This is a genomic window from Paenibacillus alkaliterrae (genome assembly GCF_021532375.1).
In the GTDB taxonomy this organism is placed as follows: Bacteria; Bacillota; Bacilli; order Paenibacillales; family Paenibacillaceae; genus Pristimantibacillus; species Pristimantibacillus alkaliterrae.
Map to the genome: position 1 here is coordinate 25,066 of NZ_JAKGAP010000030.1, position 23,087 is coordinate 48,152.

The 23,087-nt window shown below is 45.6% G+C and carries 24 protein-coding genes; 10 read left to right on the forward strand and 14 right to left on the reverse strand.

Going from position 1 to position 23,087, the window contains the following annotated elements; translation table 11 throughout:
* Positions 1-32 precede the first annotated feature (32 nt).
* A complete protein-coding gene (locus tag L1N85_RS14135; RefSeq protein WP_235239560.1) occupies positions 33-842 on the forward strand; it encodes a UTP--glucose-1-phosphate uridylyltransferase in 810 nt (269 codons plus the stop codon).
* Positions 843-1,391: 549 nt separating this feature from the next.
* Here L1N85_RS14135 and L1N85_RS14140 read toward each other — a convergent pair.
* The 3 genes from L1N85_RS14140 to L1N85_RS27930 are packed head-to-tail and all read right to left on the reverse strand — an operon-like array spanning position 1,392 to position 2,562.
* Entirely contained in the window at positions 1,392-1,901 is a 510-nt protein-coding gene (locus L1N85_RS14140; protein WP_235239564.1) for a DUF3221 domain-containing protein, read from the reverse strand.
* Positions 1,901-2,152 carry a S1 family peptidase gene (locus L1N85_RS14145; protein WP_235239567.1) on the reverse strand — a complete coding sequence of 84 codons (252 nt, stop codon included), beginning with the start codon at positions 2,150-2,152 and terminating at the stop codon, positions 1,901-1,903. The genes L1N85_RS14140 and L1N85_RS14145 overlap by 1 nt, the downstream gene beginning before the upstream one ends.
* An 11-nt stretch (positions 2,153-2,163) precedes the next feature.
* Positions 2,164-2,562 carry a hypothetical protein gene (locus L1N85_RS27930; RefSeq protein WP_407946423.1) on the reverse strand — a complete coding sequence of 133 codons (399 nt, stop codon included), beginning with the start codon at positions 2,560-2,562 and terminating at the stop codon, positions 2,164-2,166.
* A gap of 126 nt (positions 2,563-2,688) precedes the next feature.
* On the opposite strand from L1N85_RS27930, the gene L1N85_RS27935 reads away from it, so the two are divergent.
* Positions 2,689-3,015 (forward strand): hypothetical protein, encoded by a 327-nt coding sequence (locus L1N85_RS27935; RefSeq protein WP_407946424.1) that lies wholly within the window; start codon positions 2,689-2,691, stop codon positions 3,013-3,015.
* Positions 3,016-3,326: 311 nt separating this feature from the next.
* On the forward strand, positions 3,327-4,145 hold the full coding sequence (locus L1N85_RS14155) for an SDR family oxidoreductase (RefSeq protein WP_235239574.1): 819 nt from the start codon (positions 3,327-3,329) through the stop codon (positions 4,143-4,145).
* 98 nt (positions 4,146-4,243) lie between these two features.
* Here the strand turns inward: L1N85_RS14155 and thrC are convergent, their stop codons facing one another.
* Both thrC and L1N85_RS14165 read right to left on the reverse strand, forming a co-directional pair.
* Positions 4,244-5,641, reverse strand: a complete 1,398-nt coding sequence (gene thrC, locus L1N85_RS14160; protein WP_235239579.1) for a threonine synthase — start codon at positions 5,639-5,641, stop codon at positions 4,244-4,246.
* Between the two features lie 98 nt (positions 5,642-5,739).
* The gene (locus tag L1N85_RS14165; protein ID WP_235239583.1) at positions 5,740-6,396 is read right to left on the reverse strand and encodes a pentapeptide repeat-containing protein; all 657 of its coding nucleotides are present in this window, start codon (positions 6,394-6,396) and stop codon (positions 5,740-5,742) included.
* Between the two features lie 207 nt (positions 6,397-6,603).
* Between L1N85_RS14165 and L1N85_RS14170 the strand changes: the two genes are divergently transcribed.
* The gene (locus tag L1N85_RS14170; protein WP_235239586.1) at positions 6,604-7,773 is read left to right on the forward strand and encodes a DUF3895 domain-containing protein; all 1,170 of its coding nucleotides are present in this window, start codon (positions 6,604-6,606) and stop codon (positions 7,771-7,773) included.
* Between the two features lie 17 nt (positions 7,774-7,790).
* Positions 7,791-8,432: a DHHW family protein gene (locus L1N85_RS14175; RefSeq protein WP_235239589.1), complete on the forward strand. Its 642-nt coding sequence runs from the start codon at positions 7,791-7,793 to the stop codon at positions 8,430-8,432.
* Here L1N85_RS14175 and L1N85_RS14180 read toward each other — a convergent pair.
* Entirely contained in the window at positions 8,425-8,889 is a 465-nt protein-coding gene (locus tag L1N85_RS14180) for an MEKHLA domain-containing protein (protein ID WP_235239594.1), read from the reverse strand. The genes L1N85_RS14175 and L1N85_RS14180 overlap by 8 nt on opposite strands.
* A gap of 209 nt (positions 8,890-9,098) precedes the next feature.
* Between L1N85_RS14180 and L1N85_RS14185 the strand changes: the two genes are divergently transcribed.
* Together L1N85_RS14185 and L1N85_RS14190 are read left to right on the forward strand one after the other, a co-directional pair.
* Positions 9,099-9,833 (forward strand): hypothetical protein, encoded by a 735-nt coding sequence (locus L1N85_RS14185; protein ID WP_235239597.1) that lies wholly within the window; start codon positions 9,099-9,101, stop codon positions 9,831-9,833.
* Positions 9,834-10,194: 361 nt separating this feature from the next.
* Entirely contained in the window at positions 10,195-10,623 is a 429-nt protein-coding gene (locus L1N85_RS14190; protein ID WP_235239599.1) for a VOC family protein, read from the forward strand.
* Positions 10,624-10,694: 71 nt separating this feature from the next.
* On the opposite strand, the gene L1N85_RS14195 is transcribed toward L1N85_RS14190, so the two are convergent.
* From L1N85_RS14195 to L1N85_RS14205, 3 genes are all read right to left on the reverse strand, one after another.
* Positions 10,695-11,132, reverse strand: coding sequence for a nucleotidyltransferase family protein (locus L1N85_RS14195; RefSeq protein WP_235239602.1), 438 nt, complete (start codon positions 11,130-11,132; stop codon positions 10,695-10,697).
* Positions 11,133-11,174: 42 nt separating this feature from the next.
* The gene (locus tag L1N85_RS14200) at positions 11,175-12,347 is read right to left on the reverse strand and encodes an MFS transporter (RefSeq protein ID WP_235239604.1); all 1,173 of its coding nucleotides are present in this window, start codon (positions 12,345-12,347) and stop codon (positions 11,175-11,177) included.
* 103 nt (positions 12,348-12,450) lie between these two features.
* On the reverse strand, positions 12,451-13,668 hold the full coding sequence (locus L1N85_RS14205; protein WP_235239606.1) for an MFS transporter: 1,218 nt from the start codon (positions 13,666-13,668) through the stop codon (positions 12,451-12,453).
* A 105-nt stretch (positions 13,669-13,773) separates the two neighbouring features.
* On the opposite strand from L1N85_RS14205, the gene L1N85_RS14210 reads away from it, so the two are divergent.
* Positions 13,774-14,919, forward strand: coding sequence for an acyltransferase (locus L1N85_RS14210; protein WP_235239608.1), 1,146 nt, complete (start codon positions 13,774-13,776; stop codon positions 14,917-14,919).
* A gap of 377 nt (positions 14,920-15,296) precedes the next feature.
* On the opposite strand, the gene L1N85_RS14215 is transcribed toward L1N85_RS14210, so the two are convergent.
* The 5 genes from L1N85_RS14215 to L1N85_RS14235 form a co-directional block, all read right to left on the reverse strand.
* A complete protein-coding gene (locus L1N85_RS14215; protein WP_235239610.1) occupies positions 15,297-15,713 on the reverse strand; it encodes a VOC family protein in 417 nt (138 codons plus the stop codon).
* Positions 15,714-16,282: 569 nt separating this feature from the next.
* Complete coding sequence (gene htpG / locus L1N85_RS14220; RefSeq protein ID WP_235239612.1) at positions 16,283-18,163, reverse strand: molecular chaperone HtpG; 1,881 nt, start codon at positions 18,161-18,163, stop codon at positions 16,283-16,285.
* A gap of 150 nt (positions 18,164-18,313) precedes the next feature.
* Positions 18,314-18,844: an acyltransferase gene (locus L1N85_RS14225; RefSeq protein ID WP_235239614.1), complete on the reverse strand. Its 531-nt coding sequence runs from the start codon at positions 18,842-18,844 to the stop codon at positions 18,314-18,316.
* A gap of 137 nt (positions 18,845-18,981) precedes the next feature.
* Positions 18,982-19,671 carry a response regulator gene (locus L1N85_RS14230; RefSeq protein WP_235239616.1) on the reverse strand — a complete coding sequence of 230 codons (690 nt, stop codon included), beginning with the start codon at positions 19,669-19,671 and terminating at the stop codon, positions 18,982-18,984.
* Positions 19,668-21,260: an ATP-binding protein gene (locus tag L1N85_RS14235; protein WP_235239618.1), complete on the reverse strand. Its 1,593-nt coding sequence runs from the start codon at positions 21,258-21,260 to the stop codon at positions 19,668-19,670. Before L1N85_RS14235 ends, L1N85_RS14230 begins: the two co-directional genes overlap by 4 nt.
* A gap of 266 nt (positions 21,261-21,526) precedes the next feature.
* On the opposite strand from L1N85_RS14235, the gene L1N85_RS14240 reads away from it, so the two are divergent.
* Positions 21,527-22,549, forward strand: coding sequence for a tripartite tricarboxylate transporter substrate binding protein (locus L1N85_RS14240; RefSeq protein WP_235239620.1), 1,023 nt, complete (start codon positions 21,527-21,529; stop codon positions 22,547-22,549).
* 69 nt (positions 22,550-22,618) lie between these two features.
* Positions 22,619-23,074 (forward strand): tripartite tricarboxylate transporter TctB family protein, encoded by a 456-nt coding sequence (locus tag L1N85_RS14245; RefSeq protein WP_235239622.1) that lies wholly within the window; start codon positions 22,619-22,621, stop codon positions 23,072-23,074.
* Positions 23,075-23,087: the final 13 nt, after the last annotated feature.

Consider the following 23,087-nt stretch of genomic DNA (forward strand, 5'->3'; position numbering starts at 1 on the left):
GTAAAATATTTCGAACTGATGAGGTGATTTCTTTGGTATTAAAAGCAATCATTCCTGCTGCCGGTTATGGAACCCGCAATTTGCCGGCTACTAAAGCGGTTCCAAAGGAACTGTTCCCTATTAGCGGACGGCCGGCGATAGACTATATCGTGTCGGAGGCCATGAATGCGGGGATACAGGAAATTTTGATCATTCTCTCCCGTAATAAAACGGAGATTATGAATTACTTTGACCGGTCCATTGAGCTGGAGCGGCATTTGTCTAAACAACACAAAGAACAGCTGATCGAGAAGATTGGCCCCGCCAAAGTTTATATTCAATATGCCCGCCAACCGGATGCACTCGGTCTCGGACATGCTGTACAACTCGGCAAAAAGTTTGCAGGAGATCATCCTTTTGCCGTTATGCTTCCGGATCAAGTATGCTTAGCTCAGCCCTCTCCGCTGCAAGCATTGGTTCAGTTGTACGAGCATTATAAAAGCCCCGTTATCGGATTACAGAAAGTAGAGACCACGCTGCTTAAGAACTACGGCATCGTTGCCGGTAAACGCATTCAATCACAGATTTATAATCTTCAATCTATTGTGGAAAAGCCTAAAATCAATCCGCCCTCCCGTCTGGCTGTTATGGGGAGATATATATTGACACCGGAAATATTCCCTTTACTCGAGCAGTTGAAAGCAGATGGAAAAGGAGAAATTCAATTGACAGACGCCTTAAATGAAATGTGCCGTTCCAGCAAGGTACACGGCTATGTCTTTAAAGAGAAGTGGTATGACATTAGCATAGAACGAGAATATATAAACATCCAACGCCGCGCATACCTGTTGAATAAGTCCTAACAGAAAAAGCAACCCGTCCCCTGGAAGAGGACGTGCTGCTTTTTTGTTTACATATATATTAGCTTACTCGATATCATCGTCTTGGTTTTGAGCAAATGGCCCCGCTCTTACCTCCTTCGTAAAGTTACTTATAACTTGATCCTTGCAAAAAACTTGTCGCTGAAAAAGCTGTAGAATTCGAAGGGAACTTCTCGAAACATTAGAACCTTTGTCGATCAAGAAAAATAAAAAGGACATCGTGCCATTTCTAGCGAAATTGTTGGTCACCACAACACAACTTTTTCCAGAAAAGGGGATGTCCCAATTCCATGGTAACGATTCATTCTGCTATCGTCAAGTTTATTCTTTCACTCCAGATGTTATCAGTCACTTTAATTGACGATGAATTCGGAACCGACAAGAGGCTGTAAAATAAATTGTGTAAACTCCTAAACCAAGTTGCTATACTAATAGAATCGCCATGCGTGGCGCACACAAAGACCCGCCCAAATTTAAACTGGGCGGATTTGGGTTTGTTATCCGGAAAGCTGAACGGTATAAGCGTCCAAATCATTTATCCTCTATTAGAATTGTTTTCTCTCCATTATAGGTATTCTTAGCATCGTAAAGGATGATAACCCAATTCTGATCTTTGCTATGATATGAAAATTCTTTAACAATTGGAACTTCCCAATTTTCTACCTGGAGTAATGATTTTTTTAAAGCGTCTTTCGGGGATAAGATTGTGTTCTCTGGCGATTGTATTTTAAGTATGGTTATCTCTCCTGCAGTTCCTTGTCCTGGGTCAGAAGTTTGAATTGTTCCATCAAAAAATACTTCAACTTTTTGGCCTATATCCAGATCATCAATGTTGCTCCCCGACACCCAGACAGATTCATATTTGTTCTTTGCATTTGGAAATTCAGACACCACGAGTATTTGGGACTCCTTTTTCTTGACAACATACCCAACCAAATCAGCTTCACCTGATTTAATAGTTTTATTCGGTTCTTCATTAGATACCCCACAACCTGATAGGCATAACAAACAAAAGAAAATTTGAAATATTCTTTTTAACATTATACCGATTTGATCTCCTTTCTATACGAGTTTAAACAATGACCTGCAGTAATGATAAACTTCTCAGTATTTCTTTTTGCTGTGGCTGCAGTAGTACAGGATGAATTATTTAAGGCGATCCCTCCACCTATAAGACCGAAATTATCTGTTCGTGTAAATGTTTCTTCGGCTCCTTTATAGAAAGAATCTACTTTTATTTCAAGTATATCACCATATTTTTTAAATAGTTTTTCTTTTACATCGTCTGACAATGATGTTGCCTCTATAACAACTTTACCCAATTCTTCGTCAATATAGTAGAAGTGATGCTTGAGTCGTCTGTATTATACTCGGAGAAAATAGATAATAGTTTATTAATCGATTTAAGCTCTTGTGATGTATACTTACGTCCCTTTTCAATCTTCACCTCTTCGTCAGAAAAGCTTTCTTTTAGATCCCTTATGATGTCACTAGTTTTTGAGTCCTCTTTGGCAATACCTAATACGAATTTCCCATTTTTATCGATGTAAAATGACCCATATTCGTCAACATCACCCATTATTTGTTTCGAAATCTGAAGCTTTTCAATTTCTGTAGTTTTTTCATTTATCTTATTTGGTTCAGCAAATGCTATCGACGCTGTAGATGCAATGAGGCTTGTTAACAATAATACTTTCGACAATTTTTGAAACATCTTTATAATTTTTACTAAGTTTTTATAATTTACCATAATATTAAACTTATAGTGAGTATATAAGGTTTTAAGAGATTTGTAAAGTCCCAGATTTGTAGGATAATTTCTACTAATTTGTACAAGTTTGATGGTTCGCGTACCCCATTTTGTATCCTGTGTACGGATCGTAGCCTGGATCTCGTAACCATCCTGAGTTACTACCGTGTTCGCTGGCATATTGAAACTGGGTACCGATACTTCAAAGAACTGCTTGGATTCGATCAAAACCAGTTGCTTTTGCTTAAAGGAATCGAACGCTTCTGGACCATTCAATTCCTCACACAGAACTTGTTAAAATTTCAGCGGCAGGAGTGGTCAAATTCGAACTCCAAAGTAACGCTTGGCGATGTGGTTAGGCGATTACGCCACGAGCACCGCGGGTGTGTACTACTCTATGTTTAAGCAAGCCCTACAGAAGAAGCCGTTATTCGACATTTTGCGTGATCTGAAGATGTCTTCATAAGGTCAAAATGTCACTTACGCTATCCGTCTGCCCTTTTCAGGATAAAGAAGTGATTTTTGCAAGAGTCAAGTTATAACATAGGAATCAAATCTATTATTCGTAACTGATCATCTGATTGTTTTATAGAATAGTAGCAGGACAAAAAAGAAGATGAGCATCTAACTTTGTCTAACGTCGCGGAAAGGAATAATTAAGCTTTTCCATGGCAAACTAAATTGGTTAAATTTGAGTATTAATGGAGGGATTCGAAATGAGCAATACGAATGTTAAGGTACAAGAAGCTTCACATCATCTTCGCGTAAAGGATAAAGTCGCGGTCATTACCGGTGCGGGATCGGGTATCGGACGTGCTTCCGCTTTGCATTTGGCGCGGCACGGCGCTAAAATATGTCTGCTCGATTTGAACGATGACCGCTCAGAAGATGTGGAGCACAAAATAAAGGAGCTGGGAGGCGATTCCTTGTTTGTGGATACGGATGTGTCTGATCCGAAGCGAATCGAACAAGCCATTAAAGCTGTCGTCGACCGCTTTGGACACATCGATATCGTGTTCGCGAATGCAGGCATTAACGGCACGCTTTCCCCGATTGAGGATCTCACCCCTGACGACTGGGACAAAACGTTGACAACCAATTTGAAGGGCACCTTTCTCACAGTAAAATATGCTGTCCCTCATATGAAGAAATCTGGCGGAAGCATTATCATAACCAGTTCGATTAACGGCAATCGCTCGTTTTCCGGGTTTGGCATGTCCGCCTACAGCTCCTCCAAGGCAGGTCAGGTGGCATTCGCCAAGATGGCCGCGCTGGAGCTCGCACGTTATAAAATCCGCGTGAACGCCATCTGTCCCGGCGCTATCGAAACGAACATCGGTGAAAGTACGAAACCGACGCCTCTATTGGATAAGATCAAAATACCTGTCGAATACCCCGAAGGCAGTCAGCCGCTTGAGCATGGACCGGGGCAGCCCGAGCAGGTCGCGGATTTGGTCTTATTTCTTGCGTCGCAGGAATCCAGTCATATATCCGGTACCGAAATATATATCGACGGAGCGGAAACGCTTCTTTAAAAGAAAACCTTTAAGAAAACTAGAAAAAAGTAAAGACGCAAAGAGAGCTGCGGCAGAAGGGAAACTCCCCCGGCCGCAGCCCTCTTTGCGTCTAGTTATTATCGTTCGTTATAGAATGCCACAAGCTGGTTAACGACTGCCTCAAGCGATCCGTCGACGCGTGTCTGACGCTGCGGCTTCTCGAACAATGCTTTGATTTGTTCCGGAAATTGCTGCTCAATGCCGCAAAGCTCGATCGCTTCATTGAACTTCGCAGGATGGGCGGTTGCAAGCGACACCGTAATCTCTTGCCCCCTCTCGTATTTATCAGCGGCGGCTACGCCGCATGCCGAATGCGGATCTAGCAGGTAGCCGGTTTCCGCTTCATATGTTTTTATCGTATCGAGACATTCTTGGCCTTGCACGCCATGGGCACCGAATTCCGATTGCACCCTGCTCAGCGCTTCGCCGGAAATGACGATTTGTCCTTCTGCCTTGAATTGATCCATCAGCTCACGAATTTGTGCAGCATCCTCGTCGAGCACGTAATACAAATACCGCTCGAAGTTGCTCGCCACCTGGATATCCATTGACGGGCTGTAGGTGCTGCGGAAATCGCCGGGCTTGTATACGCCTTCGAGGATGAAGCGCTCCAAAATATTGTTTTCATTCGTAGCGAGAATAAGCTTGCCGACCGGAAGGCCCATACGCTTCGCCAAATAACCGGCAAAAATATCGCCGAAGTTGCCAGTCGGAACGCTGAAATTCACTTGCTTCGCGTCCGTCTGCTTCACGACCTGGAAGTACGCATAGAAATAGTAAACCGTCTGCGCCAAAATCCGCACGAAGTTAATCGAGTTAATCGCGGCGAGATGATTGCTCGCTTTGAAGTCGAGGTCAGCGAACAAATCCTTTATCATCCGCTGGCAATCGTCGAAATTACCGTCTACCGAAAGGTTCAGCACATTATCCTCTTGAACCGTCGTCATTTGCAGCTCCTGCACTTTGCTTACTTTGCCGTGCGGATGGAGAATGCAAATTTTGATGCCTTCCTTGCCTTTCACGCCCTCTATGGCAGAAGCTCCCGTGTCGCCCGAGGTTGCGCCAAGGATGTGGATTTTTTTGTTCTGCTTGGCTGCGACGTAAGTATATAGCTGACCCATAAATTGCAGAGCGATATCTTTGAACGCAAAGGTTGGACCGTGGAACAGCTCAAGCAAATACAAATCGTCCTTCAGCTTGCGGACCGGCGTCACTTCCGGATCGCGGAAGGTTGAATAGCTCGCGTACACCATTTCCTTCAAGTCCCGCTCCGGTATTTCGCCGTTCGTATAATACGAGAAAATAGCAAGCACCAGCTCCTGGTAGCTGAGCTCCTGCCATTCCTTCAGCGTTGCCGCCGAAATGACAGGTATTTCATTCGGGACGAGCAAACCGCCGTCATTCCCTAACCCCATCATAAACGCATCGATAAAACCTATTTTGCCAACCTTGCCTCTTGTACTGATGTACTCCATTTGTAAATTGCCTCCTACATACGCACAATCGATTCTTTTCCTAACAGTATATCACTTTTTCCGGCTAAAAATAAACGTAAAGCATTCTCATCGGCCATTCAATCTTCACGATTAACGACAAGTCCGAAAATCGTCGCGAGCGTAATCGCCTGCGCGGGCGATATAATGCATCGCCTTAAATCCTCCATCGATACGCCTAGGCCGTTAAACTCGCAGCTGCTGATGTCAATCCCGCCCAGCTTCGTTTGCGAAAGCTGAACCTGATCGATATTCGTTTCTTGTAAGTAGAATTTCGATAATGTCATATTGGACATATCCGCCTTCGCAAGCGAGCCTTTATCAAACTTGACGCCCTTCGCGTTGGTGAAGCGCAATACCGCATAATCCGCATAGCAATGCTCGAACAATACGTTACGAAGCGCTGAGCCCGTAATGTCCATCCCAAGCAATTTGCAGTTATGAAAGGAAACTCTATGCATAATCGTCTCGCTCAGCTCGATATTGGACAAGTCGCAGTTCTCGAACCGGACATCGGTAAATTCCGCCTTCCGCAGGCTCGTTCCTCGAAACACCGCATTATTAAACACGACGCGATCAAAGCAGGCTTTATATGCGGATTGGTTATGTATATGGCAATCTTGAATGATGCTGTCGCTAATCTCGTGTTCATCCGCCCACTCATCATCGGACACGGCCAACGCCGCTAATCCGTCCGGAATTTTGGGAGCCTCGAGCTTTTCTTTCTTGCTGGTCATATATGAAACCTCCTCATGCAGCAGCTACTTGCAAGCCGCCGCGGCTATCCTTCATTATAATCGATTAGCATGATGTGTTCGACGGCAATTATAATGACTTATTCTTCAGCCGCCACTATAATGTGAATAAAAGATACCAGGCGGGTTACGCCGGGAACGAAATAAATTGTATTCGAGTAACTTTTGACATAGCGGTGGAGGTGCAAGATGAAATACGAATTGACGATGGAGCAGCGCGATCAATTAATGGGGCAGCTTTCGGAGGAGCAGCGCCATTTCATTCATCATGAGCTTGTTCGGGGCAGACGAACGCTGTTCGCGCGCCAGCTTGCCCGCAAGAAATGCCAGTTCATCCCTGAGGATGCGGCGTTCGAGGATATTGAATCATTCATCGAGGAATGGGATTACATCGGATTCACCGATAGCGGCGAGGTATCCCCGCATACGAAATGCGAATGCGGCCGCTCGCTGCGTTACCAGCATCAGGTCATGCATCTGCCGACGAATACGATGCGGTATTTTGGCATCGATCATTTGCAGCTTCATACGGGGATCGATGCGAAAGCCATTTCGTCGATTCTGAAAGGCTTTGACGTGTTGGACGGCGAGATGAACGAGATGCTGTACAAGTATCGGGAGGGCTGGGAGCTGGGGCAGCATGTATTTCTGCCTTTGCCCGCCGGGCTAGAAATGCCGCAGGATATCCAGGATCATATGGATGCCGGGCTTCCCTTGCTGGATAGGCAGCTCGCCCGGCTCCGAGGCAGACTTCGCGAGCTTGATCAGGCGAGCAGACAAAAACGGATAGAGGCAGCGCTCACAACATTTAATGATGCGGTAGAGGGACAAATCGATCCGAGACTCGATGATTCGGTAGAAGGGCACGCCGATCTCTCCCTTGATGATGTGGAAGACGGTCAAGGTGCATTCGATTTCGGCGAATCGGATAGCGGACAGGGCGCTTTCACCTTCGGTGAGCCGACCGCCCAAGACTATTCCCCCATCGAGAACGCAGAAAGCAGTGACGACGCCCTCTTCCTTGAAGGAGCAGGCCGAAAAACGGGCACCAGCCATGACGCGGACAGAGGATCAATCAGCATGAACGCTCCCTCAAAATCCAGCCCTTTCCACCTGCCCTCTGCGGCTCAAAGGGTTGTCGATGACGCATTGAAGTATGGCCGTATCAGCACGCGAGCCGTTTCCGAATTCGCGATCGAGCAAAAGCTCGTACAGGAGGACCGGATGTCGACCGGAAAGCCTGCCATCTACATTGCAATAGCTGCTTACTTGGACAGGCTTAGTGCAATAGGCAGATGCGAGCTGGTATCGGCAAGCGCTGAGGATCGCGTTTACGTAAGCAACAAAGTCGAATCCTAGCCTGCAATCGGCGAAAGGTGAAGAGCAACGCTGAATTTACCCCCTGCTATTTCAACCGACTCATCGTCCTTATTACCGTACGGATCACCACAGGACAACCTGCGGCGCTTATCTTACTTATGCCGCCCTATGCGAAGCAAATGGGCTGGACGCCTGCCGCCGAGAAAGATTTCGATATCCGAACCGTAACGGATTCCTTTCTTGGGAGCTATCATACGCGCAGCCAGTTCATCGGCCTGAAGCCCGATTCGATTCAAGCCTATATGTCGAAAAATAGTATTTCCTCGGAAATGTATATCGCCGATACCGGTGAGACGAAGAAAAGCATCTACGATTGGAGCTGCCTGGACAAAAAGGACAAGTACTCCTATTTCCAAGGCGGCGTTCATGCGTTAATGACACTCAGCAGCAAGCTTCCTACCAGGAAGGCCGATCAGGATAAGCTGCTGGTCGTCAAGGATTCCAATGCGCACAGCCTTCTCCCGTTCCTTACGCAGCATGTGAAGGACATCCACGTCATCGACATCCGCTACATAACGGCAGCATCGGCGAGGCCGCTCCCCGCTGATGGCCGGTCATACCCTGGTAGGCCTATGATCGCCCCAACCGGCCAGTCCGATATGAATCGGCATGTTATTCCCTCCATCTGTTTTATATGAAACGATATTCCGAAAAAGCCGCAGCTTGTCCTCTATATGCGCCTTCTTCATCAATGAGATTCCAAACAATCGCATTCACGATGTAAAAGCGTCGTCCTGTACTGGAAATGCGGATTCCCGTATAATTATCGACAAAGCCGTTAGCGGTCACCGCCTCGAAAAAACGGTCCCGCTCCGCCCGCTCCATAGGTTCGGCGGTAAGTCTTGAGGGAGTGCCCGTGAACGGCTCCCAATCCATCTCCCAAAGCTCCAGCCCTTTCCTGTTGCCAAAGTTCAAGACAGGGTCCGTCTCCGTTCCATGCGACAAAATAATTTTGGGCGCTTCAAAGAGCTGCTCCCATACGCCGCGATCCGGAACAAGCCCGATCAGCTCCCGTCCCATCCACCGTCGATAGCTGTCCGCCAGCAGTCTCGCGTGTCCCTCGGTTGCACCGATACCCTTTTTCTGCAATTGCATCGTCCTCTTCCTCTCCGTTGGTATCTTTCCTTTACGTATATCACGGAGGGCGTTAAAAGTCTACTTTTGCCAGTCTGCTAGTTCTTATCCAATCTATGTCCATAATATTCCATATGACGTTAAGATACTCCATACGGTTGCAAACCACTCCCTATGGGGCGGAAAAGTGATAAAATAGCTTTATATGAAAAGAGAAAGGCGGACAAGCTATGTTATATGCGTTTACTATCCAGCCCATCACGTATACGGCCTTCGGGAACGAAGCGGAACAAATCGACAAGTGTAAGGAATGGAGCCTGCTTTCCGATAAAGCGGTCAAGACGAAAGCATTCTACTACAAAGGAAACGGCATGAATCTGCCCTGCAGCATCGTTGGATATGTCGATAAAATAACAGCGGTTATCAAGCTCGATAATGAACAGCTGCACTGCATCCATCCCTCGTTCCTGAAGGAGATGCAGGCTGCGAACTATGGTGTGAAGGCTGCGGTTTCAGCTGAGGAAACGACTGCTCTTGAGATCGTGGAGACTGCTGCGAAGCAGGAGGAACCTGCCCCGGAGTCGGAAATTCACAAGGCCGACAGCTTAGCGGAGTCCTCGGCTACCGCGCAAGCAGAGACGCATAAGAAAGGAAAAGGTAAGAAGGAGAAGTTGCAGCTGCCTGAAGAAAAGGTCAAAATGACTGCAACGGTGCAGGAATTCACTACCGTGCCGAACAACTTTTCCGATAATGACGACGAGGTCGTCATCTACGAAGCGGCTTCGATTTTGGAGCCTGCAATTGAGGTTGGAGCTGCCTGGTCGAGCCACAGCGCCACCCTTAAAAAGCTGGAGCTGGCCACCGGCGATACGATTACGTTCGAAGCAAAAATCGTAGCCAAAAAGCTCACCAAGCACCCCGTTCCATACAAAATCAACAATCCGGCGAAAATTCAAAAAAGCTAGAAGGCAGCAAACAGGGAGTATGCGGCGGCATGCTCCCTGTTGTTGTTCAAATCCAGTACTACAGCATGAACTGGAAAAACGCCAGCTAATTGGTCTTAGACACACTCTATTCATGCATTTAACGGGAAAACCAGGCGGTATTCACGGTTATATTCGCTTCTAGTCTTTCGTCGTTCATCCCGCCACGCCCGCAGGCTAACCCACTACCTATTTCAGACGAAGAATAGTAATCTTTGTTGCATTTTTTAATCGCGTTTTTGAATCAGGATTATTTTGTAAATTTCATTTAATTCTTTGGGCTTAAATGATACAATATGAAATGAAAACCTGCTTAACCATTTATAACTAAGGAGTGAAGGAAATGTCTGTTGATGTTTATATTAATTTTAATGGAAACTGTCGTGAAGCCGTAGAGTTTTACGCAGAGGTTTTTGAAACAGCAAAACCACAAATTATGACCTTTGGAGAAACGCCGCCGAACCCTGAATTTGTTCTTCCAGAAGAAGCGAAACATTTAGTCATGCACACACGCCTTAACATTAGTGGCAGCAATGTTATGTTTTCAGATGTTTTTCCTGGTATGCCTTTTGTTGAAGGAAACAACATTAGCCTTGCAGTCGTCAGTAAAAATCTAGATGAAATTAAATCTTTATTTCATAAATTGAAAGAAGGCGGCACTGTAGGCATGGAGCTGCAAGAAACATTTTGGAGCAAATGCTACGGCAGTGTGACGGATAAGTTTGGAATTGGATGGCAATTCAACTATGACAGTGGAGAAATGAGAATGTAAAAAGTGAGAGGAACGAAGGCTGCCATTCATTTGACAGCCTTCAGTATTGAAGTATCATTTTGCGTAGACACTTAAAAAATCATTACTCCATACCCGAATGGACGATGGACATGAACAATGTTTATTTTACTCCATCTATCTTTCCAGTTCTTCTTAACTATTCGGTCTTCGTATATCTTAGCTCTCTCATTGGTTTCACAAAAATATGGAGTGGGCTTGAGTTGCAAATTAATTATATCTTGAATGCCGTTAATGTTTCTTAATTTCTCTTCTAGTGTTTTTTCTTCTATTTCTTCAATATTGGAATTATCAAAATAAACAATGTCAATATCTGGAAGAGGTGTTCTTACCGTGAATCCATGTAGAACATCCCAAATTTTTGAACAGACAAATCCTGCACATACCCACCAATCGGGTAAATCTAACGATTTCACAGCCTCCAATATGTCTATCATCCATACATCTTCTTGAATTAGTCGAATTATATCCTCCTCATTTTTCAACTTCATATCCCTCACTCCCATTGCCTAATGATATGTGCCATTCATTTATTATGACGTGACGCCTCTTTCATCTACCATTTTTGATGTGTTCCTTGTGTGTCGATTCACTAGATACGTGATCAATGTCGCCACTGCAGCAAGGAGTGCGAGTCCGCCGCCGATTCCATATGAAACTTGAGCACCGAACTGTTCGAACGCATAACCTCCTCCGATGCTTCCAAGCATCCCTCCAAGGCCACCGAACGTGACGGCAAATGCGGCTTGGCCGCTGGCCCGTAATTCTCCGGGTACGATGATGGCCAAATGCTGAATTGACGCGACAAGGAACAACGGGAACGTAACACTATGAAGAGCCTGCGCTGCAATAAGAACGATAGGATCGTCCGTCATGCTATATACAGCCCACCGGATCGAATATGCCAACGCTGCGATAACGAGAATAACCATCTCGTTCCAACGTTTCATCAACCTGCCGACTAATAGCAGAGCGGGTACAGTACTAAATGTTGCGACGACCCAAGCCAAACCAAGCTTGGATTCAGATGCCCCTAACTCGGATAAGTATAATGCAAGCAGGATGTCATTCATTCGATGAGGGATGCTAACCGTCATGATAAGCGCTAGAAACCACAGGAGCTTCGGCTGCATGAACAGCTTCCCAAGTGCTTTGAAATCAACGGGTACCGGTGTTGACAGAGAGTCCTTTAGTGAGATGGCTATTAAAATCGTAGCGGCAAGCAAGATGCAATAAATGCCCCACAGATATCCCAAACCCAGACGCTCAATAAGAATGCCCAGCAGCAATGCGGATAAGCCTACGCCTACCTCGCCCCACAGACGGATTTTACCATACTCGACTTTGTTCTCATGAGCATAAGAGATGACCAGCGTCTCGGTCAACGCACCGGTAGCGCTATTGAAAAACATAAAAAATGTAAAGAACATTGTGATGGCGATGAAAGTTTCCATTGAGAAAAAGCCTGAGATGGCTAAAAAATTACCGCAGATAAGGAGAATCAACACATTTTTGACGGTTTTCCTTTTATCGCTGACAAACCCCCAGAATGGCTGCGCGATAATGGAGATTACCGCTCCGCATGCCATTACGATGCCGATTTGTATCGAATCCAGGCCCTTGCTCTGTAAATACGCCGGCAGAAAAAAGCCGACTATGGGAAACGTAGAAAACATCAAACAAATAAAAGCAGATATGCGTATCATCCAGTGCCTCCCGTGTTGCTAGCTTTATTCTTATGATATCCGTTCTATTGAGAGGGCACAACGTGAACAATTTATACGTTTTTATAACGGAAAACGAATCGAATCAATTGTGACTGCTCCTCTTATACATAACCAGCAGCGCCATGCTCGCGGCGAACGATATGACGATCAACAGAAATGGCATCGTCGGATTCCATTTATAAGCCCATCCTCCAATAATGCCAGACGGCGAAATGACAAGCAGGATCAGTACGGATAAAATGGCAAATACGCTTGCGCGGTTTTCGTCGTCAATGGCATTTGCAACCGCCGCTTCCAAATACGGATAGGTCATCATCGTGCCCACCGCGGCTAGAATCGTACTGAAGATCAGCCAGAACAAAATACCGGGTAGAGGCAAGATCAGCACAAGGTTAGACACCAACGAGATAAAAAAGCCCCAAAGCATAACCGTGTGGAGCCTGTCATCACCCAGCCGGGGCAGCAGGAGCCACATCGAGAGCAGCATGAAAACAGAGGTTACCGCCGGAAATATCGACACGAGCCCGCTGTCCAAATGAAGATGATCGACGAAAAAAAGCGACAAAAACGTGCTTTTCAGCGTGAGCTGAAACTGGAACAGAATGTAGACGCCGAAAATCAGCAGCAGCGGCCTATTCCCTGCCATATCGCGAATAACCCCTTTGTACTCGCGCAATCCGGTCATGAAACCGACACCGCGGGTTTCTTCCATTTTACGAAGTCCGATATCCGTTTCCCGGGTAGCAAAATGGCGTCCGATGAATTGAATCGTCATACAAACGCATGCGAGAACATACATGATCCGCGTACCGGGAATCAGACCGTAATGGGCAACGAGCAGCCCCCCGAGCGGAGCGAACAAACCTCCCAGCATGGCGACGAACTGGAGTACCGAAAACACGTAGGTCCGGTCCTTAGGATCGGTGTCCTCAACGAGCAGGCAGTAAAACGCAGTATGCGGCACCCTTTGAAAACCGTTCACGACAGCCGCCGCTATAAAAAACCAAATATTTTGCGATACCGCCCACAGCAGGGTGCCCACCGTCCAGCTAAGTACATCAAAATAAAGCAGCGCCCATTTCCTGCCGAGCCTATCGGTAAGATAGCCGCTAATGAAGGATGAGAACACCTGCACGAGCAGGGTCAGCGTCGTAACCCAGCCGATCGCCGTTTCGCTCAATCCCATCTCAAACATATAAATCGCGGCATATGTGCTGAACATACTGTACGGAATTAGAAAAAGAGGCTCGTACAGCAAACAGCCTCGCGCATTTTTGGGAAGCCTGGATAATCCAAACATCTTTCTCCTCCGTTCTGTAAGGAAAGATTGACAAGACTGTTATTTTTATATAAAAATGGTATTCATACCGTTAATTATTTTGGCCTCAATAGAAAGGAAACGACAATGAGTCAAAATAGACAATCAAAAGAGCGCCTAGCCGAGCTGGATCTTGTACGCGCCTTTGCCATCCTGGGCGTGCTGACCGTGCATGCAACCTCATTTGCTACGCTGGAGATGAAGATCTATGACAGTTATCCCATCTATAATGCCCTCAATATATTTATGAAATTTGGCACGACGACCTTTATCTTCCTTAGCAGCTTCGTTCTGTTTTTAAACTACTATAACTCTCCTATGACGAAGTCTCTACTTAAGACCTTCTATAAAAGAAGGCTGATGCTTATTATTGTCCCATACCTGCTCTTCTCTGTCATCTACTACACAGTTGTTTTATTGACTCATTATCAAGGAGAAACAGCTGGAGAAGTGGTTTCCGGCTTCTTAACGAAAGTACTGACAGGTGACGCATATACCCATCTTTATTTTGTATTTATCAGCGCACAGTTTTATCTCTTGTTTCCAGTTGTCCTGTTCGCGATGAAGCGATGGCCTGTGCTGGTGAGCTGGGCGATTCCAATCGGCTTTGCTGTTCAGTGGGGATTCCGAGTAGTAGATGATTACGTAAATATTCCAAGCGTTGGCAGCTGGTCGTTGTCATATTTCAGTTATTACCTGCTCGGGGCGTGGATGGGTATTCGGTATCAAAAGGTGAGAGGCTGGCTTGAGGTTGTTAAAGGCTATCATTCGTCCGGACGATATAAGAAGCTATCGTTGAAGCTGCTCGTTTTGTTCTTATGGTTGAGTTCAAGCGCGGCACACATATATATCTGGTATAACTTCCGCCTGTATGGGACGAAATACGATATGCTGCTGTACAACGCCTTGTGGAGTATTCATACATTCACGACTGCTCTAGTCTTGCTGCAGCTATCTTACATCTCTTACACTCATTTATCTGCACGGTTCATCTATTTGTTTCATCGCCTTGGAGAATTGGCCTTTGGTATTTACTTGCTGCATCCTTTGTTCTTGGCTCTATACCGTGAATTCCGCCCGGCAACAGATATTGAAGCACTCCTGCACGTCTGGTATTTAGGAGGGTTCGCTTTTGCCCTATTCGGTTCATCGCTTACCGTCTCTCTGGCCTCCCGTTTCTTGCCCTATTACTGGGTGATATTCGGCCGAGTGAAACGTTCAGAAGCGGCTTGAGCTTCTGTATAAGAGAAAAAAAACTGTCCGCAAGCAGCAACAAGCTGCTTGCGGACAGCCTCTTTGATAATATTATAGCCTCTCGGCATTCGCCGAGGCAGATAGGATAAGGGCTCCCTTAACCTATCAAATGAGCCTTCCTCCTATTCTCGAGGATTTTTTCATTAATGTCGACTTATTGTGAGGGAAATCTCAATAAATCTATAGTGAGTTTACCTCATCAGTAAGGGGCAGCGGCTCTCACAGCCGTTTTTCCTTCACGTTTCCCATTTCCCAAACAGCTGTCCTGCAGTCATTAAGCCCCATCATTTTCATCGAATACCGAGAGGCTATTATAGAAGATCTGATTCTTCGCCATTACAAGCGTTAGCCATGTATTACTCTGGATTCACTGCACTTTCATCCATATAGAAAAGCTCCCAAAGATGACCGTCTATATCCTGGAAACTCCATCCGTACATAAAGCCATGATCAATCGGCTCTTTTGAAGGCTTACCGCCAGCTGTTAGAGCCTTATTCACAAGCTCATCCACTTTTTCCCTGCTGTCAGTGGATAATGCGACAATAACCTCCGTGCTTTTGGTTGCATCGACAATGTCTTTTTTGGTGAACGTCTTAAAGTAATCTTCAACCAGCAACATCGCAAATATATTTTCACTGATAATCATACACGTTGCATTTTCATCGGTAAATTGGGCGTTAAATTCAAATCCGACTAGTGTAAAAAAGTCGACCGATTTTTTTAAATCTTTAACCGGCAAATTAACAAAAATTTTCTCAGCTTGAACTCCCATAACAGATCTCACCTCATCATTGAATTAGGATATTTTAACAGCTCTATTATAGCATCAAAAATAGGATAGAACTTCTTCCAAATTGCTATTTTATAAACTACCGGCTGCAATCTGCACAAATTGTAATCATAATGACATCTATGCTTCATCATTCTTTAATGTAGAACGTCTATAATCATCCTTGACCCCCTTTTTAATTATATATATATATTTTTAGACCCGCAGCCCGTTGCTGTGGGTCCCTTTTTTTATATACACCACGATCAATGGAGTTTCACATATTGATGAATCCAACTGGAAAAAATACCGCTAAACTTGCTTCATCAGCGAGCAAGTCTGGCCTAACTGGAATTTGTCCCGCTAATGTGGTCAGTTTGACGACTAGAAGCGATTATTCCCGTGAATAACGCCTGGTTTTCCCGTTAAAAGCATGAATAGAGCGTGTCAGGAACCAATTAGCTCAAAAGGAGCTGCCTTGGCAGCTCCTTTGTATTTTTCTGGAAATTTTCACTTTTTCTTTTAAACGCAGCCGATTAACCATATGGTCAGTTTATATGGTTAACGCCAAGTTAAACCATAATCTTGCAAAGATCATTCGTAAACTCTACCGGATCCTGCAGCGGCAAGCCTTCGATCAGAAGCGCTTGGCTGTACAGCAAGTTCGTATACAGGCTCAGCTTCTCCTGGTCGCCGGCATGAGCGCTCTTAAGCGATTGGAACACCTCATGATTAACGTTGATTTCCAGCACCTTGTCCGCTTTTACGTCCTGGCTGTTCGGCATCGCCTTCAGGATCTTTTCCATTTCGATCGTGACTTCACCCTCGGTGGACAAGCAGACCGGGTGGGTTTTCAGACGCTTGGACGCTTTTACGGCCTTCACTTTGCCCGCAAGGATGGTTTGCATCTGCTCGAACAGGTCCTTGCTGTCGTTCTCTTCGGCCTCGGTTTGCTTTTCGCTTGCGTCCGGTTCAATGCCCAGGTCGCCGCTCGACACCGATTTGAATTCTTTGTCTTTATACTTCATGATCACCTTGATCGCGAACTCGTCGATATCATCGGTGAAATAGAGGATCTCATAGCCCTTGTCGGACACCAGCTCGGTTTGCGGAAGCTTCTCGATACGCTCGTTCGATTCGCCGGATGCGTAATAGATGTACTTCTGATCCTCCGGCATTCTCGATACGTACTCATCCAGAGTGACCAGCTTCTTCTCCTTGGAGGAGTAGAACAACAGCAGATCCTGCAGGTCTTCTTTGTTCATGCCGTAGTCGTTGTATACGCCGAACTTCAGCTGTCTGCCGAACGCTTTGTAGAAACGCTCATATTTGTCTCTTTCATCCTTAACCAAGCCTTGCAATTGGCCTTTGATTTTGTTTTTGATGTTTTTGGCGATGAGCTTCAATTGACGGTCATGCTGCAGCAGCTCGCGCGAAATGTTCAGAGACAAATCCTCGGAATCAACCATACCTTTCACGAAGCTGAAATAGTCAGGAAGCAGGTCCGCGCATTTATCCATGATAAGTACGCCATTGGAGTAAAGCTCAAGCCCCTTCTCGTATTCCTTCGTGTAATAGTCGAACGGCGTATTTTCCGGGATGAACAAAATGGCGTTGTAGACAACGGCGCCGTCGGCGCTAATATGGACATGCTTGATCGGCTTATCGAAGCCGTAGCGCTTCTCGAAATAAAATTGCTCGTAGTCCTCGGATGTGAGCTCATTTTTATTTTTCCGCCAAATCGGCACCATGCTGTTGACGGTTTGCTCTTCCTCGTAGCTTTCGAGCTCGTTGTCGTCGCCTTCCTTCGGACGTTGTCCCTTCACATCCATCTTGATCGGATAACGAATAAAATCGGAATATTTTTTAATAATCGCCTTTAAGCGATACTCATCGAGGTATTCGTCGTACTGCTCGTCCTCGGTATTTTCTTTAATGGTCAAAACGATCTCGGTGCCCACTGTCTCTTTCTCGCCCGGCTCAATGGTGTAGCCCTCCGCACCCGTCGATACCCATTTATAGGCCTGATCGCTTCCAAGCGCCTTGGTTGTAACCGCAACCTCATCCGCCACCATGAACGCCGAATAAAATCCAACGCCGAATTGGCCGATAATATTGTGTCCGTCCTTCACCTCATTCTCATTCTTGAAGGCGAACGAGCCGCTCTTGGCGATTACGCCCAAGTTATTTTCAAGCTCCTCCTGCGACATGCCTATGCCGGTATCGGAGATGGTCAATGTTCTGCCCGCCTTATCGGCGGTAACTTTAATGTAGTAATCCTCTTTGTTAAACACGAGCTGCTCGTCGCTTAGCGCCTTGTAATAGATTTTGTCAATTGCATCGCTGGCATTGGAAATCAGCTCTCTTAAGAAGATTTCCTTCTGCGTGTAAATGGAGTTGATCATCATTTCCAGCAATCTTTTCGATTCTGCTTTAAACTCTTTTTGGACCACGGATAGAACTCCCTTCGATCTAGTATCTAGTAATCAACCGTCACGATGATTAGCACTCACATTACAGGAGTGCTAATCCTCCCTTTTATATAACACATCTTAATTTTCCATGTCAATAGGTCAAGTTATGAGTTCCATTTGTGTCTTGCTTTATGCTCTAACCCATCCATCTTCTATGATTAATTCTCGAATAACTTTCGCCGGACTTCCTCCGGCCAATACATTCTGCGGCACGTCTTTATTAACCGTGCTTTTAGCCGCAATCACGGAATTATCGCCAATGGTGACACCCGGCAGAATGGTGCAATCGGCTCCAATCCAAACATTAGCGCCGATTACGATTTTTCGGGCGAGTTCTCCTTGATCGGCGCAGTCCAAGCGATGATAATTACTATCGAAAATGCTCGTTCTGGGACCAATCTTAACATTGTCGCCGATCACGATTTCTTGATTAGCCGCAATTCCTACTCCTGCATTAATATATACATTGTCACCGATTTTCAAATTGGCCCCCTTTGTGCTCGTAAATTGAACAGCCCAGGGATGTCCAATTACGGAAAGATTCTTTCCAATCTGAATCTCTCCGATTTTATTAACGTACACTTTCCCGCGCAGCTTTGGAGCTGCTTTACCAAACTTGTAGAACCCGATAAGTTTATATACAATATTTTTTAACCGCATATTATAATTCCGCCCTTCTCCGATATGATATTCATAATGAATATAATATCAGAAATTTGCGTAATTTATTATTCAAAACGAATAATTATGAATAATTAATGTTTGTTAAATATCGTTTCCTTTTTAAATTAATGAAATCACTTCGTTCTCTTATATATTCTCTCAGGCCTTCCAACGGTTCCATAGGAGATGTCGGCAATCAACTCGCCCTTGGCCACGAAATATTCCAAGTATCGCCGGGCGGTCGTACGGCTGAAACCGGCCTTCTTCCCAAGCTCTTCCGCGGTCAGCACTTCCGGGCCGCTAAGAATGAAGGAGAAGATTTTCTCGCTCGTTATCTTATCGATGCCTTTAGGGAGATAATTGTCCTTATCCGGGCTATCGTTCACTCCCCATAACAGCTGATCAATGCCCTCCTGATCCACTTGCTTATTCGCTCCGCCGAGCAGCGTCATATGTTGATGATATTTTTGATAAGACTTAAGCTTCTCCTGAAAACGCTCGAATACAACCGGTTTGATCATAAAATCATACACGCCGCCGCGAATGGCTTCCCGTACCGTATCAAATTCCTTAGCCGCCGTAATGATAATGACATCCGTTAACGGATTGTTTTTCTGAATATAATGCAATAGATCAAGTCCATTCATATCGGGAAAATACAAATCGAGCAGAACGAGATCCGGGGCCAAAATGTCCAAATGCTCGTGCGCTTGCTGCTCATCCGTTGCAATTCCAACCACTTCGAATCCTTCTATTTTTTCCACAAACCGGCGATTGATCTGCGCAATTCGGAGATCGTCCTCAATAATGACCACTCGTATCATAGCTCTCTCTCCTTGTCCTTTGGAATAACGACGGTAAATAGGGCGCCTCCTTGTGATTGCGACCGGAAGCTAATATATCCCCGTAACTGTTGTACAGCCTGCTTAACGATAGCAAGACCAAAACCCCGATTGACCTCATTTTTCGTGGAGAAACCAACCTCAAACAGATGAGCTGCAGCGTCCTCCGCTATACCGGCTCCATTGTCTTCGACCTCAATCCTTATGTCATCGCCTGCATCCGTCAAAAGAACCTTTACCGTTTTAGCGGCATTGCTGGCGGCGAGCACCGCCTCCAGCGCATTATCAATTAAGTTGCCGATGACGGTTACGAGAAGGTTGCGGTTTAGATCGCGGGGGATATTTCTGAACGTACTCTTCGGATCAATTTCCATGCTCACCTTTAATTCATTCGCACGGTTAAACTTACCGATTAAGATACCGCCAACAATTGGATCCGGAATCTCCTGCAATAGAAACTGAATAAGGTTTTGATGGACATCCGTTTCATGCGTAATGATATCCATCGCTTCCTGATACGATTCCAGCTGAATGAGCCCGTATATCGTATACAGCTTATTGGAATATTCATGCGTTTGCGAACGCAGCGCTTCGGTATATCGTTTCACTTGCGTAAGCTCCTCCGTCAAACGGAGCAGCTCGGATTTGTTGCGGAAGCTTGATACGGCTCCAACGACCTGATGTTGACGGTCAAAAATCGGCAGGCGATTGACCACGACCATACTATCGTTAATGACCATCTCCTGATCCATTTCCGCATTTCCGGATTTGATAACCTCGAGTAAACGGGAATCCGGTATGACGTCCCGTACATGCTTCCCGGTAATCTCCATCCGCTCAAGCGGATCGATCAGCTTTAATGCCGTATGATTAACGAGTGTAACGGTTCCCTCTGTATTAATAGCGATGATTCCTTCATGTATGGTTTCCAAAATGGCTCTCTTCTCCTGATATAACAAGCCAATTTCCTTAGGCTCGAGACCGTGAATGGACCGTTTCACGCCGTTTGCAATCGCAATCGCACCTGTGCATCCAACTATAAGCGCTATTGCCGCAAAAATAATCATCGCATTCCGGTAGGTCGCGGCCGATTCATGAATGTCTTTTAACAATATACCCACTGACACAATACCGATGATTTGATTATGATCATCGTAGATTGGCGTTTTCCCCCGCAGTGAGGGCCCCATCGAGCCGACAGCTTCCGAAATAATCGATTCGCCGTTTAGTACCGGTTCGTTGTCTCCGCCGACCATTTCTTTCCCGATTCGATCCGGAATGGGATGAGCATATCGAATGCCTTCCCGATTGCCAATGACAATGTACTCGGCATCCGTTTCCATTCTAATTTTTTCAACGATCGGTTGAATGATTTCGGATGGATTTTCCTCGTCAAAAGCGTCCTTTATCACATCCATTAACGCTACCGTCTTTGCTATTTTCAGTGCAGAGGCGCCCACATTCTTTTCCAGCGTGGTCACCAGCATTCTCTCAAAACTAAAGGTTAACGCAATAATAATGATAAATAGCAGCGTTCCAATCAACAAAATAAGTCTGGTTTGTAATCGCATTCAACAACCTCCTTGCAAAGAGCATCTCAACTTAAATGTTGGCATTGCCTTTATTGTATTCTACATATTTCCCTGAACATAGCCCCTGAAGCCGATTACGGCCGTAAATTTTATGAACAAAATTAACAATATGTTTCCTTTTCAACTTATGTCGTTATTCTTTTCAACTCAAATAAGCGATGCTAATATGAAGCATATAAGTTGAGTAAGCGCTTTCAACATTTTGCATGCGCTTACTTGATGGATACTAAAGGGGGAATTATCGAATGGTTCTCAAAACAAATCATTGGAAAACAATAGTAGCCGCAGCTTTTGTTGTCGTTAGTCTTACAGCTTGTGGAACAGCATCGAATGGAGGAGGCTCGGATGCCGCCAAATATCCGGAGAAGCCTCTCGTGATCACGGCCCCTTCAGGAGCCGGCGGCGGATGGGATAAAACAGCAAGATCTCTCTCCAAGGTACTCGGTGAAACGAAGCTGGTCGATCAGACGATGACCGTAGAAAATAAACCCGGCGGCGGCGGCACCGTATTTTTGGCCGAATACGTAGCGAAAGACAACGATGACCCTTACAAGCTGTTTGTAAGCTCACCGCCTATTCTCATTAACAATCTCAAAAAAGAAGGAAACAGCCCGTACGGATACAAGGATGTCACCCCTCTCGCACAAATAACGAAGGATTACGGCGCAATCGCGGTTGCTGCCGATTCCAAATACAATGACATTCAAGCCCTTATCGACGACATTAAAGCAGACGCTTCAAAGGTTACGCTTGCGGGCGGTTCCGCTCCCGGTTCCATGGACCACTTAATCAGCGTACTGCCGGCCTTCAAGCTGGGCGTCGATCCGAAAACGATTAAATACCTGTCCTATGACGGCGGGGGCGAAGCGATTGCCGCTTTGCTAGGCAATAATGCCGATGCGATCGGAACCGATATCTCTTCCCTCGGAAGTTATTTGAAAGCAGGCAAGATCAAAATTCTCGCGGTTACTTCCAATGAACGGCTCGGCGGCGACTTTAAGGATGTGCCTACTTTAAAAGAGCTGGGCATCGATGCAGATTTCACGATCTGGCGCGGCGTATTGGGCCCGAAAGGCATGACAGCAGACCAAATCGCATTTTGGGACAAAACGTTGAAAGCTCTTTCCGAGAATGAAGCCTGGAACACAGAACTGAAAGCAAACGATTGGGCGAGCGAGTACAAAAATTCCACCGATTTCGCAGCCTTCTTGGCAGAACAAGAAGTGGTTATACAAGAGCTGTTAACGGCGCTCGGCATGCAGAAGTAACCGAATTCATTAGGGGAGGGAGGCATGTCTCTCTCCCCCTCTTTCTTTAATCACAGGAGGTGCACGACATTGAACAAAGTTTTCGATAGATATGCCAGTATTGTATTTTTACTTCTAGGAATCGGTTTTATGTGGCAGAGCACGACCATCAGTTCTTCGGCATACGGAAGCACCGTAGGTCCCAATATTGCCCCTTTCAGCCTTGGAGCGCTGCTCGTTCTTTTAAGTCTGCGTTTGTTCTACGAAGTATTGAAGTCTAAAGATCAAAGCAGCAAGGAAGAAAAGCTCGATTACAAAAGGTTTCTAATCATCTTCGCTGCAGCGTTTTTATATGCGTTCTTGTTAGAAACGATCGGTTATATCATCGGAACCTTCCTCTTCCTCCTCGTCAGCTTTCAAGTGCTGGAAAGAGGAAAATGGCTGAAGTCGATATTGATCTCCGGGTTGTTTGCAGTAGGCGTTTACGTCATCTTTGTCGTCATTCTCGAAGGTTCGATGCCTGGCTTTCCGTCATGGCTATCGTGATAATAGGAGGTAT

Coding starts and splice junctions, on each gene's coding strand:
- L1N85_RS14140 (WP_235239564.1), bottom strand. CDS start 1,901: ATGTTAAAAAGAATATTTCAAATTTTCTTTTGTTTGTTATGCCTATCA.
- L1N85_RS14155 (WP_235239574.1), top strand. CDS start 3,327: ATGAGCAATACGAATGTTAAGGTACAAGAAGCTTCACATCATCTTCGC.
- thrC (WP_235239579.1), bottom strand. CDS start 5,641: ATGGAGTACATCAGTACAAGAGGCAAGGTTGGCAAAATAGGTTTTATC.
- L1N85_RS14165 (WP_235239583.1), bottom strand. CDS start 6,396: ATGACCAGCAAGAAAGAAAAGCTCGAGGCTCCCAAAATTCCGGACGGA.
- L1N85_RS14170 (WP_235239586.1), top strand. CDS start 6,604: ATGAAATACGAATTGACGATGGAGCAGCGCGATCAATTAATGGGGCAG.
- L1N85_RS14180 (WP_235239594.1), bottom strand. CDS start 8,889: ATGCAATTGCAGAAAAAGGGTATCGGTGCAACCGAGGGACACGCGAGA.
- L1N85_RS14185 (WP_235239597.1), top strand. CDS start 9,099: ATGTTATATGCGTTTACTATCCAGCCCATCACGTATACGGCCTTCGGG.
- L1N85_RS14190 (WP_235239599.1), top strand. CDS start 10,195: ATGTCTGTTGATGTTTATATTAATTTTAATGGAAACTGTCGTGAAGCC.
- L1N85_RS14195 (WP_235239602.1), bottom strand. CDS start 11,132: ATGAAGTTGAAAAATGAGGAGGATATAATTCGACTAATTCAAGAAGAT.
- L1N85_RS14200 (WP_235239604.1), bottom strand. CDS start 12,347: ATGATACGCATATCTGCTTTTATTTGTTTGATGTTTTCTACGTTTCCC.
- L1N85_RS14205 (WP_235239606.1), bottom strand. CDS start 13,668: ATGTTTGGATTATCCAGGCTTCCCAAAAATGCGCGAGGCTGTTTGCTG.
- L1N85_RS14210 (WP_235239608.1), top strand. CDS start 13,774: ATGAGTCAAAATAGACAATCAAAAGAGCGCCTAGCCGAGCTGGATCTT.
- L1N85_RS14215 (WP_235239610.1), bottom strand. CDS start 15,713: ATGGGAGTTCAAGCTGAGAAAATTTTTGTTAATTTGCCGGTTAAAGAT.
- L1N85_RS14225 (WP_235239614.1), bottom strand. CDS start 18,844: ATGCGGTTAAAAAATATTGTATATAAACTTATCGGGTTCTACAAGTTT.
- L1N85_RS14230 (WP_235239616.1), bottom strand. CDS start 19,671: ATGATACGAGTGGTCATTATTGAGGACGATCTCCGAATTGCGCAGATC.
- L1N85_RS14235 (WP_235239618.1), bottom strand. CDS start 21,260: ATGCGATTACAAACCAGACTTATTTTGTTGATTGGAACGCTGCTATTT.
- L1N85_RS14240 (WP_235239620.1), top strand. CDS start 21,527: ATGGTTCTCAAAACAAATCATTGGAAAACAATAGTAGCCGCAGCTTTT.